Genomic DNA, 14,430 nt, shown 5'->3' on the forward strand with positions numbered 1-14,430 from the left:
GATTTCATCTCATTTACTGTTCAGATTTGTTTAATTTAAATATAAGATCTCTCGACACTTAATCTGTTAATGCCATTAGAGTCATTGTCTACAGTTGTTTTTTCATTAAAAGCATAGATCTTTTTGCTATTCATCGAAAAAACAATTTCCCTTTTACTACTTCACTTCTACCGTATAATTCCCTGTTCCCCCACCATACTGATACACATGTAAATAATATTTCCCTGGATACGTATAGTAGCTACCTACTAGTTGATTTCCTTGTTGCTGGGCATACGTAACATAATTATTTAAATCTGCTTCTGAATAAAGAACCCAGTTTACTCCAATATTATTTTCTTTCGTTACATTGATTTGAAGGTTTTTAGCTGTTTCTACATTTATTTCAAAGAAATCACTTGTATCACCATTTCCTAAACTAGCACGTAAAATTTGATTCAACTGCAGTTTATTTGCGGTTTGGAATGAATTGTTTGGCTCTTTTTCTACACTGTTATCTTCTTTCTTTTTAACTGTCACACTCGTTGTAGCAGTATTAGTTGCTCCCTTATCGTCTGTTACTGTTAATTTCGCTGTATATGTTCCTTCTTTTGTATAAATGTGCGTTGAGTTTTGTTCATTACTTACAGTACCGTCTCCAAACTCCCATTTATAAGAAGCGATTTTTCCATCTTCATCTTTTGAACCATCGCTTTTAAAAGAGATTGCTTCGTTCACATTTCCGCTATACGGACCATTTATAACTGCGACCGGCGCTTTATTCACAGCTCCTTCTTCTGTATTCATACCATGGAACACAACGTCATACTCAAATTGTCCTGATGCATTCACACGATAATTCACAAAATAAGCTGTTACTGTTTTATAGCCTGTCCATTCTTTTGTACTTAAACGTTTTAACGTATCATTCACCTTTTGTGTAATTGTTTTCCAGTCTTCATATTCTCCTTTTGCAGCAGTACCTGTATATGTTCCTTGTAGTGTAAATGTATTAAAGAACTGTGATTTATTTTTCTTTACAGATACATTTTTTACATTTGCTTCCGCCGTAATTTCTGCTGCAATATCTGAAACTGGTTTCGATGCGTGCGTTGCTAAATAATCCTCTGATACTAACGGAACATTATATTTATCACGATTATCAACTAACATTTGCATATAGTCTTGATACTCTTTATTTAAATTCGTATCTTTACTTAACGCAGAGCGATATGCATCATATGCTGTCACATCATTTTTCCTAATAAGGTCATGAACTTTATCAAACATATCATACCTCTTATTGTACATGTACGATTGTAAAGCGAAGGAATAATTATAGAAATCCCACGTTCCATACTTTGCATTTAACGTTCGCTCGGCCGTATAACGCTCTGCTGGATTTGAAGATAATCCTCCTATAATGCTCTTTCTCGGTACAACATTATCCGTTCTCGTTGCTCCTGCAAAAAATTCAGCATTTCCTTCTTCAAACCAAGATAATCTTTCATTTTCATACATCTTACCTTGTCCCCATAGTCCTGGCACTTCATATCTACCTTGTAAATAATGCGTGAACTCATGTCGGAATAACTCTTCTAAACTATAAATACTTTCTTGTGGTGTACGTTCATAAGTAAAGAATGTACCTGTTCCTTCTATATAAAGACCACCATTATTCGTTTCATACCCGTACAATTGACGATTAAATTGATATTCTGCTGGACTATTATAAATAACCATCGTCAATACATCATCTGGATTCCCTTTTTCTAATGGCTGGTCACTTTCAACGGTACGATGGAATTGTGCCTTCACTTCTTTCGCTGCCCAATATAGACGTTTTACTTTTTCCTCAGTCACTTTATCTCCAGCTTTTAAAACAATTGCACCATCATCAAACGTATACGTTTTCGGTAAATATTTTTTCTTACCATCTTCTCGTATTTGATCTAAATTAACCATATTTCCATTTGCATCTTTTCCGCCATAATTTGTCGCGATTTGCTCAGCTGCTACGAAATATTGCTCCCCTAAGTACGGGTATATATTCATCGCATCTGTTACAACTTGTAACCCTTTCGTCCCTGTACTATGGAACGTACCGAGTCTACCTGTATAATAAATGCCATTGTTAATAAGCCATCCGTTTTTCGCTGTAATCGTTCCCATTAATGCAAAACGACTTAGCTCATTAATATAACTATCTATTTTCTGATACCATACTGTATCTTTCGGTACTTTTCTCGTATCGTACAAATATGATTGAATATCGTAATCCACACCTTGCATAATATCGTAAATCGCATTTCCAGCTGAAAGATTATCTACCAATGTAGAAAAACTATCATTATATTGTTTAAAAATCTTCGCAGCCGATGTTATCGTTTCCACATCACTCGAAGCGTTTCCTATTAATTTTCCGTATGATGATACAACTCTATTTTGTTCTAATGTACCGAGCTTAAAATTCGGGTTGCTCGCAATCGTTTTTAATGCAGGTAAGCATTTATCATGATAGCTTCGTTCATTCAGTTTACTTAATTCTGTATTATAAAATCCTAAATAAAACCCGGATCGCAATACCTCTACTAATGTCTCAATCCCTTTTGAATCATCTTGCGTATAAGTTTGCCCTTGCTGCTTTAATTTATCAATAATCGCCTGCATCCTACTATCATTTTGATAGAATGCTAGACTGTCTTTATTAAACTGAAGTAACCCCGTAATTTGCTCCCAGTCGATTGTTACAAGTAAATCTACTAATTGCTGATTGCTTAATTGATTTAATTCAGCAATTGTATAAGTTTTCGCTACAGCTAATTGTTTACTTTCTTTTTTGACTTCTGGCGGTCTTTGCGATAAATCAGCAAATTGTAGCCTTTTTTCAAAAGACTTATTTTCTAGCACTTTTGATGAATGAGCTAATTCTTGCACTGGAAATTGTACACCAACTGGCTCCATTTTGAGCACATTTCGATAAGAAACTTGCTCTTCCTTAGTATTTTCCGCCGATATGCTCCCTTGAAAACTCCCTAACAGTAAACTAGCAAAACTTACCCCTACTAAAACTTTTTTTGAATAGCCTTTCATACTCTCCCCTACCTTACATTTTTTAGTTTCCTACACTAATATCTTACTATTCTGACTTTTTGTTCTGTATTGAGAAAAAATAAGGTAACGTTCACATATGTATCCATTCATAGTAAAATTAACGCTTGACTCTCCATGCGATTTGTGTCAAAAAAGGATAGATAATAGCGAAATTTCTGCTACATCTAACCTCTTTTTCAACGCTATGAATTTAACTTTACAAATGTTATTTCTGGTAATGTTTGTATATATTGAATGAATGCATTCTTTTCTTCAGGTGATATATTTTTCAGCTGCATTCCTACCTTATAAACTACACCTGTATCTTGCTGTAAAGATTCCACTTCATATGAAAGTATTGGAATACCTTTCATATGAAGCTTCTCTAATATTTGTTGTATCGTTTCATGTTTATTCATACAAATTTGCACTGCTATATTTTGCGGAAATAAAAATCGCACTTTAAAAATACGACTTACAATCTCTAACCCAATTAAAACGAGAATCGTAGCTCCAATCCCTACTACGTACATACCCGCTCCAATTGCTAATCCAATTCCTGCTGTAGCCCATAAACCAGCCGCTGTCGTTAATCCTTTCACTACCTGTTTTTGAATAATAATTGTACCTGCACCTAAAAAACCTACTCCACTAACAACTTGCGCTGCAATACGACTTGGATCAAGGGACATATGATTTTCAAACATAATATCTGAAAAGGCATATTTCGAAACAACCATTAGTAAAGCGCTCCCTACCGCTACGAGGAAATGAGTCTTTAATCCAGCTTCTTTTGATCGAATTTCCCTTTCAATACCAATCATTGCTCCTAATAAACCAGCAATACCAATTCGTAAAATAAAATCAATATGTAAGCTCACGAACACTTCCCCCTTTCATTCATTATAGATGGATAAAACAAAAATTATCACACACATCCATTTATCGATATAAAAACATTCCATCAAAATTCACTTACTATTCCAACTCTTTTATGCTAATATTTTAAATATTAGCATAAACAAGATAACCTATTTCTCATAAAAAAAAAACCTTTAAGTTCAACACCTTACTTATCTTCAGTTAAAAATTGCATATGAAGTGCAAGAAATGAGGTTGAGAAAGTCGGAAAACGCCTTCATTTTCTACCTTGATTTTTGTGAAATAAAACATAAATAAAAGGAGCTTACTAGCAATGAATGTCTTTTTGATTACACCTACTACTGATTTACAAGAAGAATACTTAGATTTTTATAACGAATGGAAAGATAGCGGTGAAACGATGATTCCGTGGGTTATTTCAAAGGCCCCTTCTAACTTTCCGGCTATGATTCAAGAATTACTCGATGCACATAACGGAGTAAACCTTCCTGAATCTTGGGTACCAGACTCTACGTATTGGCTCGTTACAGATGAAAATAAAATTGTAGGAGTTGTTAATATACGTCATAGTTTAAACGAACATTTATTTAACGCTGGAGGTCATATCGGTTATGGCATTCGCCCTTCTGAAAGAAGAAAAGGTTATGCTACGAAGTTATTAGAGTTATCGCTAGAAAAAACGAAGGAATTAAACATCGAGAAAGTACTTGTCGTTTGTGACGAAGTGAATACAGGATCAGAAAAAACAATCTTACATAACGGCGGGCTTCGTGATGATGATTTCATTGAGGAAGATGGAAATATTGTAAGAAGGTATTGGATTGAACTATGAATAATTAAAAACAAGCCAGAAAGTGATTACACACTTTCTGGCTTGTTTTATGCTACTTCTATTTCAAACTGTACTGTAATACCACTTGGATCTACTACTGTAAATCCATTTGTAGTTTCATTTATTTCATGTTGTTTTTCTATTAATCTTTCTTTCACTTCATCTAACGCTTCTTTATGCGGTAGTACAATCGTATATACCTTTAGTCCAGTTGCATGTGTTGGTGGGTGCGGATTATTTACTCCGTTCCACGTATTTGCACCGATATGGTGATGATAGCCTCCTGCCGAAATAAATAAGCAATCCTCTTCACGCTGCTGTACCTCAAAGCCTACCGTCTTTACATAAAACTCATGTGACTTTTCTACATCAGCTATTCGTAAATGTACGTGTCCAACGACAGTATCAGCAGGTAAACCAGCAAACTCATAATCAACGAGCGTTGCCAATGCTTTTAAATCAAGCGGCGTACTTCCTCCTGGTCCTTCTCCCCATTGATCGCGCGGGCGGTCTGCATATATTTCAATTCCATTACCCTCTAAGTCTTGTAAATAAAACGCTTCGCTATACGTATGATCACTTGCACTATTAAACCTTGAAATTGGTAAAATTTCATTTGAATATGTATAACGCCCTTCTTGTTCAGCCGGGCTATCAATTACATTCTTATTACGAAGAACCCCAAATAGTGCCGAAGCAAAAGCTTCACGAGTCGGAACTAAAAAAGCAACATGATATATACCAGTCGTACGTGGTTCTTGTAGTGCCCCATCCTCCAACTTTTCAAGAACAAGCAGCGTATTCTTACCACCCTTTCCAGATAAATACGCTTTATTCCCCTCTTGTTTAATTACTTCTAAGCCTACTACATTCTCATAAAAAGCAATTTGACGTTCTAAATCTTTCACTTTAAATGCAACATGACCAATACGTGTTTTCGGATGAATTTGTACCATGGATAACTCCATCTCCTTATCCCAATATTTTTCCATTACATATAACCGTTACTATGAAGAATACAACCAAAATCACCCTATGTAAATAAGAAAAGTCAGAATTTATGCATATTTTTATTTTCTTAATAAAAAAGCCACCTCTTCTAACTTTCAGAAAAAGTGACTTTATAACTCTTATCTCATTTTATGTACTTCAGCAACTAACTTTCCGCCCTGAATGCCCATATAAAGCTTCACAGGTGCGTCGTTCGTATTTTCAAATACTAAGTCTAAGTATGGATATGCAATTGTAGCATCTCTTCCTTGTGGCACATAACCAACTGTTTTAGAATGCGTCGTTCTCTCTACCATTTTCAAACCAGCTTGATCTGCTGCATTGTATAAAGTCGAAGATGTTTGACAAACACCTCCACCATATCCATCTACTAATTTACCATCTACAATTTCTTTTCCTAATTGATATCCTTTATCTGGCGTTGTATCACCGATTAATGCATTAAAAGAGAAGCGGTCTCCTTTTGCTAATACAACTCCATCTATGCTCGCCGCTGACAAACGAATATTCTCAATACGGCCACCTGTTGATCCACCTAAATTCGTTTCATATCTACCAATTACCGTACCACTTCCTTGCGCATCACTTAATGTTGCCGTAGGCTTTTTCTCTGTGATTGGTAACTGATATGAAGAATCCCACATACCAACATTTAACAATTTATCTACTAATTCTTTTTCCATTAATTCATAAGAAGGTTTTCCTTCTTGCCAACTTCCATCAGGTGCTATACGTGATGGAACCATCTTTTTATCAACGGTTTTCCCAACCTCACTAGCAACCTTCGTTACCGATTTTTTAAATTTTGCTTCGTCTTCAAAATAGCCTAAACTAGACAAATCTATTTTTTTCACTTCAGTACCTGTTCGACTATCAACTAAACTAATAGAATCCTGCACTTCTGCTTTAGCCGCGACAGTGTGTCCACCAATATCACTTACTAATGCAACATCACTTACTTTTGTACCACAACCACTCACTACAGCTACGCATAGCACCCCAACTAAAATACCCTTTATTTTACGGAACAATATACTCTCTCCTTTTCCCCAACACTGCTTTTATGTATTATTTCATTTTTATGTATGTTTTGTTACAATCATTTTACAATATGTTTATAAAATGTTACAAGTTATTTTTTACTCTATTTAAATTACTCTTTTCTTTTGTAAATGTCTATACATATTTTTATGAAAATGTAAGTTTAGCAAATTTGTAACCTTTATGTAACCTCTCCCCTTCTATCCATTATATACCATTAAATAAATGAAAAACAAATGTAACAACTCCCTGTTCTTATTTATAAAAGTAAATCACGTAAATATATTTAGGTATTTGCCGTGCCACTGCTCCGCTTTTACACATACAGTATCGTGTATTTAACCTATTTTAAAGAAATGGAGGACGTTTTTATGTATCCCTACAATCCATATGATCCATATAACCAATACGGTTATCAGCCTCAATATGATTTACAAGCACAATACCAACAATATATAGATCAAACAGAACAAGTTAATCCATATGACCAAAATAGACAATTTCAACTTCCAATCTCTTTCCCTGGTACTGGAAACCGTCAACTAGAACGACGAGTAAATGAGCTTGAGCAAAGAGTACGTCAATTAGAAAATACTGTTGAGCGCCATACACGTAGACTAAATCGCTTAAACCAACGTTTACGTACAGTAGAAAACAGACTTAACATTCCATTTGCAGCGCTAGAAGACGGATTTTAATTTTGAAAATAAAAAATATATAAGGAAGGGTCTTCCCTTCCTTATATAAATTGACGAAAGTTTTCTCCATCTCTATACTGATAAGAGTTAATGAAATGAAACAAGGTGATAAATATGGATTTTGAAATAAATTATCTTTCTTTTTATGTTGTACAAGTAGAAGGAAAAGGTGAAGCAGTTGATAAACGCTATAAACATTTTCAAACATTAGACGCTGAAGAATATGAAGATAGCTCTTTAAAAGAATTTTTGAATGGTGAATTATTAAAAATTTCAAAGCGAAAAGTAGAACGTCATGCCAAAACGGAACAAGCCCCAACAAAGATTGGGCGCTTTATTGTAGAAGAAGGGCACGAACTCGATTCAAACCCTCATTACAACCTATTTAATCGTATTCGTTTTGCAGAAACAAAAGAAAACTTCAAAGATATGAGCGAGCCTCTCGTTTATACATATCTTGACACAAGCGCTGTTCGTGGTGGTGTATTTTTAATTGCTCAAGCAAAACTACGTAAATACTTTGATGACCCGTTCGTATTCGTTATGAAATGTGACTTTGAACCGAAAGTTGCCTCTATTTCAGATGAATCAACGCTTATTCGTAACGTTGAAATGGCCATCACAACGAAGAATATGAAATCTATCCAATATCCGTACATGCCTGAAGAAGGTATGGTTGAAGTAGGCGAACTAAAAATACACCAAGCATCACATGCCCGCTACTTCGAGGACTTCTTAAAATTCGTCGAATACGAACGCTCTATGCCTGAAATTATGAAAACACAAGTAATGGACATGGTATACGACCAAATTGAAGATGTATTTGAAGAAGGTACTGAAGAACGCGAACAATTCGACCAAGCAATGGAAGTATGGGCTGCCAGTCCGAAGCGGGAGATTATGGAACAATTTTCAACCGAAGAAGTAATGGAAGCTACCGCTCAAATCGTCGAGCACGCCCCAGAAGTGGAATTAAAGCTAAAAGCAGATCATATCTCTGTGAAGGCCCTGCTTGCTGATTTCGGAGATCAAATACATATCGCGAAGGTAAATGACCGATACGTATTAATGATTGAGGCTGATACACTTACGTTTGAAAAAGGCTTCTCTCCTATTGAGTTTCTGAAGCCAGATGAGTTGCAAGATGTGATTGAGCGGATTGAGAATAAGCAACAGTTTTCATATGATCCGAACGGGGTTGAATAAAGAAAATCAAGTAACCAATAAACATGTTTTAAATAACAACTATGTGTCTACAAATGAGACCACACAATACTAAAAATTTCGATTCTAACATTGAATAAATGCTTCCCTATAACTATTTTTTTACTGAGCGCTATTAACAAAGCGCTCTTTTATTTTGGACTTACTTGACGTTTACTTTAAAAACCGATTCTACTAAGAATCGGTTTCTCTGCTTTATAACAAGATGTGCTTATTTATTAAATTTTTTTGATTTAAGATACAATTTGTTGCAGTATCTAAATAAATTCGTTCCTTGTTGTACAAACATATTTCCAGTTGAAATATCCTTTTCAATATGTTCTTGTATACAACGTACTACAATTTTTTCACTTTTTACTAATAGACCCAGTCCTTCTATAAGTTTTTGATGTTTTTCCTTATAGTCACTATGTATGTTATTAAAATAAAAATTTCACTTTACTACCTCAAATTTATTGTACTCGTAAAAAGATAATTGAAAACGATATTCTGGATGCTCTCTCACCCAATCGTAGGCTTCTTCTAAAATATCCATTTTATTTTGTAGGTCATTAAGTTCACTGCATTCGTCCCTTCTCTGTTTGCACAGAGGGCAGAACCCATTCACTATCGTGGCACTCATCGCACAAATAGTTTTATTTTCTAAGTCAACTAATATATGAAGAATAAGAGAATGTTCTGCTGTTGTAGTCACCATCATTTCAGCAATCCTATCCTCATTCCAAAAGACACCGTTTAATTCCATCTTTACGTTAATATCTTTGATATCCAAATTTATCATCATCGCATCTCCCATATATATAACGCTTATCTTACTCTTCAATTTTAATCTTTAATCCACCGCGGTTTAAAGATATATTAAGCTTTTTCTAACTCCTTTTTACTATAAGAGGAAGTGTAATAAAAATAAAAAGTGATGTGAATATAATATAAAAAATAAAACAGTTAAAATGTTAAAGATTGCTTCCATTTAACTGTACCCTCTTTCATTTTTATGAGCTCTTATTTTATTAATATATTTTAAAATTCTTACGACGCCTTAATTTTCAAAGCAATTATAATAGCCAAATTACAACAACAAATTGATTCCTAATTAAATTTGAATACTTTACTCATCCGTCAATACGATGACTTTAAATTTATATAGCTAGAAATGGAGGAGAATGTCACCTAGACTGTGCATTCTCCTCCATCTCAGCCAAATATTTAAGCTGCCGCTCCGCTTTTCTCACCGCTGTAGGGAAATGTTTTTTCAGAAGTTCTATTGTATTTTCACTTATATAATACCTTTCCGTTATACTTTCCCACGTTTCACTACTTTCAAATGTACTCCACACAAATGGTCGTTCTGCATGTTTCTTCAGTTCTTTAAACACCCATTTTCGCATCTTTTTTTTCGCTTTTTCTGTTAGTTTTCCGTTCTTTACAAGTTCAAGCTCACCATGTCTCTTGTATCGCTTATTAATATCTCTCTCGCTATATATTTTAAGAAGTATATTTGCTGTATTCTCAGCATCTGCTAAAGCGCGGTGCTGCTTTCCTTCCCACGTTAAACCGAGTTGTTCTACTGCAGATTGTAAACTTGGTGTATGCTCAAATAATTCTTCATACGCTTGGAAAACAAATTTTTGCAAATCAAATCTACTGTCTTTTTCCATACACGGGCATTCTAGGCCATGTAATGTACAATCATGAGATAGAAAATGATAATCTTCTTTTCCCCATGAAATAAATACAGAATCTTCTCCAATGAACTGAATAAATTTCTCTATAATTTGAGGGAATTTCTCTACACCAATTAAATCTTTTTTTGTAATTCCCGTTAATTTTGTCGTATGACGAGTAAGTCGTGCACCCGGTTTTACTAACTCCGAAAATTCTCCAATTACCTTCATTGTACTTGCTTCTATTTTTACAGCTCCGATATCAACTATCTCTGACGGATCTTCTGATTTATACGGCCTAAAATTTCTCTCTATATCAAACACAATAAAATGTGTAGCGTTTTTCAATTTATTTACCTCTTTCTAAAATCCTTTTCACACACATACTTTATTTTCAGTATCTATTTATTCATACACTTTATGCATGAAATACCTCGTATAAAAAACAAAAATTCAGTCTTATTATCATATGTACATTGGAGGATATTCAATAAGAACGCAAAAAAAAGAAGGGCGAGCCCTTCTTTTTTTCAAAAATTACTTCTTGTTAACGTTAGTAGCTTGTGGTCCACGGTTACCTTGTTCTACTTCGAAAGTAACTTCTTGACCTTCTTCTAAAGTTTTGAAGCCGTCGCCTTGGATAGCTGAGAAATGAACGAATACGTCTTCTCCGCCTTCAACTTCGATGAAACCGAAACCTTTTTCTGAGTTAAACCATTTTACTTTACCGTTTTGCATGAAAAAAATCCTCCTACAATGTACCTATATGTACATATTCATTTTCAACCACCTTACAATAATAAACCAGACATTAAAAAACTGCAACCCCTGAGGAGATTTAACATTGCTATCCTCCTCGGAAGTTACAGCTCATTTAAATCTCTATATTATTAAAAGTAAAATGGTTTAAACATACTATATCATATCAATATAATAAAAGCAAAGTTTTTTTTGCTAAACAACTTTTTTCTTCCACTGCATCGCTTTTGATTCACCTGATCCAGCTACAACATAGCCTTCTTTTTGATTAACAATGCGCCAACCATGCCCTTTAACCGAGTCACATACTGTAACAATCCCTTCATTAAGATGCACACGGCAAACCGTGCTAACGCCCGCCTTATTTTGCGTTGAAGTCGTATATAGCACATGTTGATCTACACTTAAGTCTAAATAGCTACTAGCTTTCTGCTCACTTTGACATGTATGCCAATATAGTTTTTCATTCTCAATACTTTCATCTATTTTACAAAAAGAAATATTACCACCAATTCCTTTACACGATCCACTTGCTGCTACTAGATAAGAATTATGTAGAGTCAACGCAGAAATCATTTGATTCATCGCTATTTTAATTCTTTTTAATTTACGTTTCTCTAAATCAAAAAGCCAAACACCACCATATTTCGCATGTATTTTCGTACCAATAAATAAGTAATGTTTATATAAGAATAACGAACGAATAGACGGTGCATCACTGCCATAATCAAGAAATGGATGAATGGTCTCCCATGTAGAACCGAAATTATTAGAAAGATACAATGTTTTATCTCCATGAGCAATGACAGTTCCTTGTACATTACTACACACATTCCAACTCGTTGCTTTTGTTGGAAAACGCTGAATTGTCCAGTTCTCTCCACCATTCATGCTACGAATAAAAGTCCCTTCGTCGCCTACACCATAAACTATATTATCTACGCTATGTAAATCCCGAATTCGTTTTTGAAAGCCATTTAAAATCTGTTTCCATTCTCCGTCTTGTTCAATAAATAAGCCATCATATGTAGTAGCTAACATAAGTTTTCCATCTCTTAATTTTGTAATAGCAGTTGCACTTAACATTGTCTCCACGTTGACACTCCCATTCTTAGAACTTCTCAGCAAATGCAATTGCAAAATTACTGCATTTTTCAATATCCTCTTCATCTTCTGGAGATAATTCAATTTTCAATCCTTCTTGTACAAGTTCTGCACCGCGTTCTACAAGACGTTCTTCAAATATCGTCACCGCTTCACAAAACAGTTCATATGCCGTATCACCTGATCCAAATACAGCTGCTTTTTTTCCTGACAAATCTATATTTTCTAAATCCTCGTGGAAATCTTCTGCCTCAAACGGCAATTCACCATCGCCCCACGTATAAGATCCTAAAATAATTCCATCATAAGCTAGCAATTCTTCAGCATCCATGCCTTCCATCTCTTGCAATACTACTTCATGATCAAAAGCATCCAAACTTACTTTTATTAAATCAGCAATACTCTCTGTATTTCCTGACATACTCGCATACGCAATTAAAATTTTCGCCACTTTGGCATCCCCCTCTTGCAATGAATGATTCTCATCCTCATTATATTAATAATGAGAATCAATTTCAATTATATTTTTCATTTTTATTTATTCCATACAAAAAAGCACAGATGACTATACAATCACCTGTGCTTTTTTATTACTTTTTAAAAATACCAAATGGCTTTCCAACTGGTAAAACAACTTTTCCGAAGTGTGTATTTAACACTGCTGCGGCTGAACCATAGAAAGATAATAATGAAATACATAGTTCAGAATATGCTGCTAAATTATGCATTGCGTGCGGCATAACACCTAAAGTACTTAATGAAAGACCAATAAATAAGAAATCAATAAGTACGAAAATCATAAATAATACTTTATGTGTTTCCATTGCACCAATCGTCATAAAGATTGTGAAAATTAAATATCCGATAAAGGCTACACCAAGCTGTTTTGAATCTGCAGTTTGGGCTAATTTTTCGCCGAATACTCCAAGTTGAATTAACCAAGTCATTCCAACACCTAACCAAAACAGGCCGTACGCACCAAATGCTGTCGTACCGAACGTGTTGTTATGCTTTGCATCGTGAATGCATGCAAAGATTTGTGCAAATCCCCCTAAAAAGATTGCCCATGGTAATACAAGTGAAACGCCATCTGTTAAACCTAACTTTTGAGATGATGCTACAAGTGTTACCATTGCTAATCCAAATAGACCGATTCCAGATGGATCTGCTGTTGTCATTTTCACATGATGTGTAGTAGTTTGATTGCTCATATAAACCTCCTGATTATAAACATACTCGAATACAATACTTAAATCAGCAGGCTATGTCAATGGTTTTTTTTGTATGTTGTCAGACCTTACATCTTATAATAATCGAATATACTTTCGACCACTTCGTAAGGTTTTATATTCACATTTTTCAACTCATTTATCGGTATCCATAACGGAATATAACAACCTCTATCTTTCTGCTTAAACTCCTCACCTTTTCCGCTTCCGAATACTCCGTCCGTAATATAGGCTTCATAATAATATTCGGTACCTTTATACTTTATCTTTGTAATAAGGTGCTTTACTTCTATATGTAACCCTAATTCTTCGTATATCTCTCGCTTCGTTGCCTCTTCCGATGTTTCTCCTTCTTCTATTCCACCGCCTGGAAAAACGTAATATACTTCATCGTCTCGAACACGTTTTATTAGAGCAATTTTTCCATCCTGTACAATAATAGCCACGCCGCGATTTCTCATCATTTTATTACCTCAATACGAACCGCAACTGTTCCCCACTTTTCTTCTTGTTCTTTCGTATATATTTTGTATGTACTTTCTAACATTTCCTCTAAACTATCATTTTCACAATCCAATAACTTTTTATCAATTTGCTCGTACATTTCTTTAAAGCTTTCGTATCGCTTTACTTCCGTTACTTTTACAACCATCGTTTCTGCTGTCGTAAGGTTCGTAAATACAATTTCATCGCCTTGTTTTATAAGTTGACGTTTTTTATCGTATAAGCGTACTTCATATACCTTTTTTCCTGATTGAATTGACTGAAAAGGTTTATTATATAACCCCATTTCGTATCTCATCCACTCCACTCCCCGTTATTCATTTTCTCTACTAACATACTTACATCTTACTAATTCATACAACACAGTTCGCCTTACTCCACCTTGCATATAATGTTCCATATCCATTACT

15 protein-coding genes are annotated in these 14,430 nt (G+C 34.7%); 3 read left to right on the forward strand and 12 right to left on the reverse strand.

The features are described from left to right. Nucleotides 1-156 precede the first annotated feature (156 nt). Both colA and MHB70_RS15815 read right to left on the reverse strand, forming a co-directional pair. The gene (colA, locus tag MHB70_RS15810) at nucleotides 157-3,072 is read right to left on the reverse strand and encodes a collagenase ColA (protein WP_061530516.1); all 2,916 of its coding nucleotides are present in this window, start codon (nucleotides 3,070-3,072) and stop codon (nucleotides 157-159) included. Nucleotides 3,073-3,275: 203 nt separating this feature from the next. Beyond that, complete coding sequence (locus tag MHB70_RS15815; protein WP_000052098.1) at nucleotides 3,276-3,953, reverse strand: MgtC/SapB family protein; 678 nt, start codon at nucleotides 3,951-3,953, stop codon at nucleotides 3,276-3,278. 314 nt (nucleotides 3,954-4,267) lie between these two features. Here MHB70_RS15815 and MHB70_RS15820 point away from each other — a divergent pair, with 314 nt between their 5' ends. Continuing rightward, complete coding sequence (locus MHB70_RS15820) at nucleotides 4,268-4,786, forward strand: GNAT family N-acetyltransferase (RefSeq protein WP_001100446.1); 519 nt, start codon at nucleotides 4,268-4,270, stop codon at nucleotides 4,784-4,786. Nucleotides 4,787-4,833: 47 nt separating this feature from the next. On the opposite strand, the gene MHB70_RS15825 is transcribed toward MHB70_RS15820, so the two are convergent. After that, on the reverse strand, nucleotides 4,834-5,742 hold the full coding sequence (locus MHB70_RS15825; RefSeq protein ID WP_000249862.1) for a VOC family protein: 909 nt from the start codon (nucleotides 5,740-5,742) through the stop codon (nucleotides 4,834-4,836). Nucleotides 5,743-5,916: 174 nt separating this feature from the next. After that, nucleotides 5,917-6,828: a VanW family protein gene (locus tag MHB70_RS15830; protein WP_000488649.1), complete on the reverse strand. Its 912-nt coding sequence runs from the start codon at nucleotides 6,826-6,828 to the stop codon at nucleotides 5,917-5,919. A 381-nt stretch (nucleotides 6,829-7,209) separates the two neighbouring features. Here MHB70_RS15830 and MHB70_RS15835 point away from each other — a divergent pair, with 381 nt between their 5' ends. Then, on the forward strand, nucleotides 7,210-7,536 hold the full coding sequence (locus MHB70_RS15835) for a hypothetical protein (RefSeq protein WP_000283716.1): 327 nt from the start codon (nucleotides 7,210-7,212) through the stop codon (nucleotides 7,534-7,536). Nucleotides 7,537-7,650: 114 nt separating this feature from the next. Further along, the gene (locus MHB70_RS15840) at nucleotides 7,651-8,742 is read left to right on the forward strand and encodes a DUF3900 domain-containing protein (RefSeq protein ID WP_000345043.1); all 1,092 of its coding nucleotides are present in this window, start codon (nucleotides 7,651-7,653) and stop codon (nucleotides 8,740-8,742) included. Nucleotides 8,743-9,193: 451 nt separating this feature from the next. Here MHB70_RS15840 and MHB70_RS15845 read toward each other — a convergent pair whose 3' ends face one another. The 8 genes from MHB70_RS15845 to MHB70_RS15880 form a co-directional block, all read right to left on the reverse strand. Next, nucleotides 9,194-9,541, reverse strand: coding sequence for a hypothetical protein (locus MHB70_RS15845; RefSeq protein WP_000609017.1), 348 nt, complete (start codon nucleotides 9,539-9,541; stop codon nucleotides 9,194-9,196). 385 nt (nucleotides 9,542-9,926) lie between these two features. Further along, entirely contained in the window at nucleotides 9,927-10,772 is an 846-nt protein-coding gene (locus MHB70_RS15850) for an exonuclease (protein WP_061530517.1), read from the reverse strand. A 189-nt stretch (nucleotides 10,773-10,961) separates the two neighbouring features. Next, nucleotides 10,962-11,162, reverse strand: a complete 201-nt coding sequence (gene cspB / locus MHB70_RS15855; protein ID WP_001179148.1) for a cold shock-like protein CspB — start codon at nucleotides 11,160-11,162, stop codon at nucleotides 10,962-10,964. 216 nt (nucleotides 11,163-11,378) lie between these two features. Next, nucleotides 11,379-12,278 carry a WD40/YVTN/BNR-like repeat-containing protein gene (locus MHB70_RS15860; RefSeq protein WP_000449503.1) on the reverse strand — a complete coding sequence of 300 codons (900 nt, stop codon included), beginning with the start codon at nucleotides 12,276-12,278 and terminating at the stop codon, nucleotides 11,379-11,381. A 16-nt stretch (nucleotides 12,279-12,294) separates the two neighbouring features. Next, a complete protein-coding gene (locus MHB70_RS15865; protein ID WP_001062761.1) occupies nucleotides 12,295-12,738 on the reverse strand; it encodes a flavodoxin in 444 nt (147 codons plus the stop codon). Nucleotides 12,739-12,877: 139 nt separating this feature from the next. Then, nucleotides 12,878-13,498, reverse strand: a complete 621-nt coding sequence (locus MHB70_RS15870) for an acetate uptake transporter (RefSeq protein WP_000070943.1) — start codon at nucleotides 13,496-13,498, stop codon at nucleotides 12,878-12,880. 86 nt (nucleotides 13,499-13,584) lie between these two features. Continuing rightward, the gene (locus MHB70_RS15875) at nucleotides 13,585-13,980 is read right to left on the reverse strand and encodes an NUDIX hydrolase (RefSeq protein WP_000986157.1); all 396 of its coding nucleotides are present in this window, start codon (nucleotides 13,978-13,980) and stop codon (nucleotides 13,585-13,587) included. Further along, nucleotides 13,977-14,318 carry an ASCH domain-containing protein gene (locus MHB70_RS15880; protein WP_001268354.1) on the reverse strand — a complete coding sequence of 114 codons (342 nt, stop codon included), beginning with the start codon at nucleotides 14,316-14,318 and terminating at the stop codon, nucleotides 13,977-13,979. Before MHB70_RS15880 ends, MHB70_RS15875 begins: the two co-directional genes overlap by 4 nt. Nucleotides 14,319-14,430 lie beyond the last annotated feature (112 nt).

Source organism: Bacillus sp. FSL M7-1020 (assembly GCF_038050415.1).
Classification (GTDB): domain Bacteria; phylum Bacillota; class Bacilli; order Bacillales; family Bacillaceae_G; genus Bacillus_A; species Bacillus_A toyonensis.

Coding starts and splice junctions, on each gene's coding strand:
- MHB70_RS15845 (WP_000609017.1), bottom strand. CDS start 9,541: ATGATAAATTTGGATATCAAAGATATTAACGTAAAGATGGAATTAAAC.
- MHB70_RS15835 (WP_000283716.1), top strand. CDS start 7,210: ATGTATCCCTACAATCCATATGATCCATATAACCAATACGGTTATCAG.
- colA (WP_061530516.1), bottom strand. CDS start 3,072: ATGAAAGGCTATTCAAAAAAAGTTTTAGTAGGGGTAAGTTTTGCTAGT.
- MHB70_RS15825 (WP_000249862.1), bottom strand. CDS start 5,742: ATGGTACAAATTCATCCGAAAACACGTATTGGTCATGTTGCATTTAAA.
- MHB70_RS15820 (WP_001100446.1), top strand. CDS start 4,268: ATGAATGTCTTTTTGATTACACCTACTACTGATTTACAAGAAGAATAC.
- MHB70_RS15880 (WP_001268354.1), bottom strand. CDS start 14,318: ATGAGATACGAAATGGGGTTATATAATAAACCTTTTCAGTCAATTCAA.
- cspB (WP_001179148.1), bottom strand. CDS start 11,162: ATGCAAAACGGTAAAGTAAAATGGTTTAACTCAGAAAAAGGTTTCGGT.
- MHB70_RS15840 (WP_000345043.1), top strand. CDS start 7,651: ATGGATTTTGAAATAAATTATCTTTCTTTTTATGTTGTACAAGTAGAA.
- MHB70_RS15875 (WP_000986157.1), bottom strand. CDS start 13,980: ATGATGAGAAATCGCGGCGTGGCTATTATTGTACAGGATGGAAAAATT.
- MHB70_RS15870 (WP_000070943.1), bottom strand. CDS start 13,498: ATGAGCAATCAAACTACTACACATCATGTGAAAATGACAACAGCAGAT.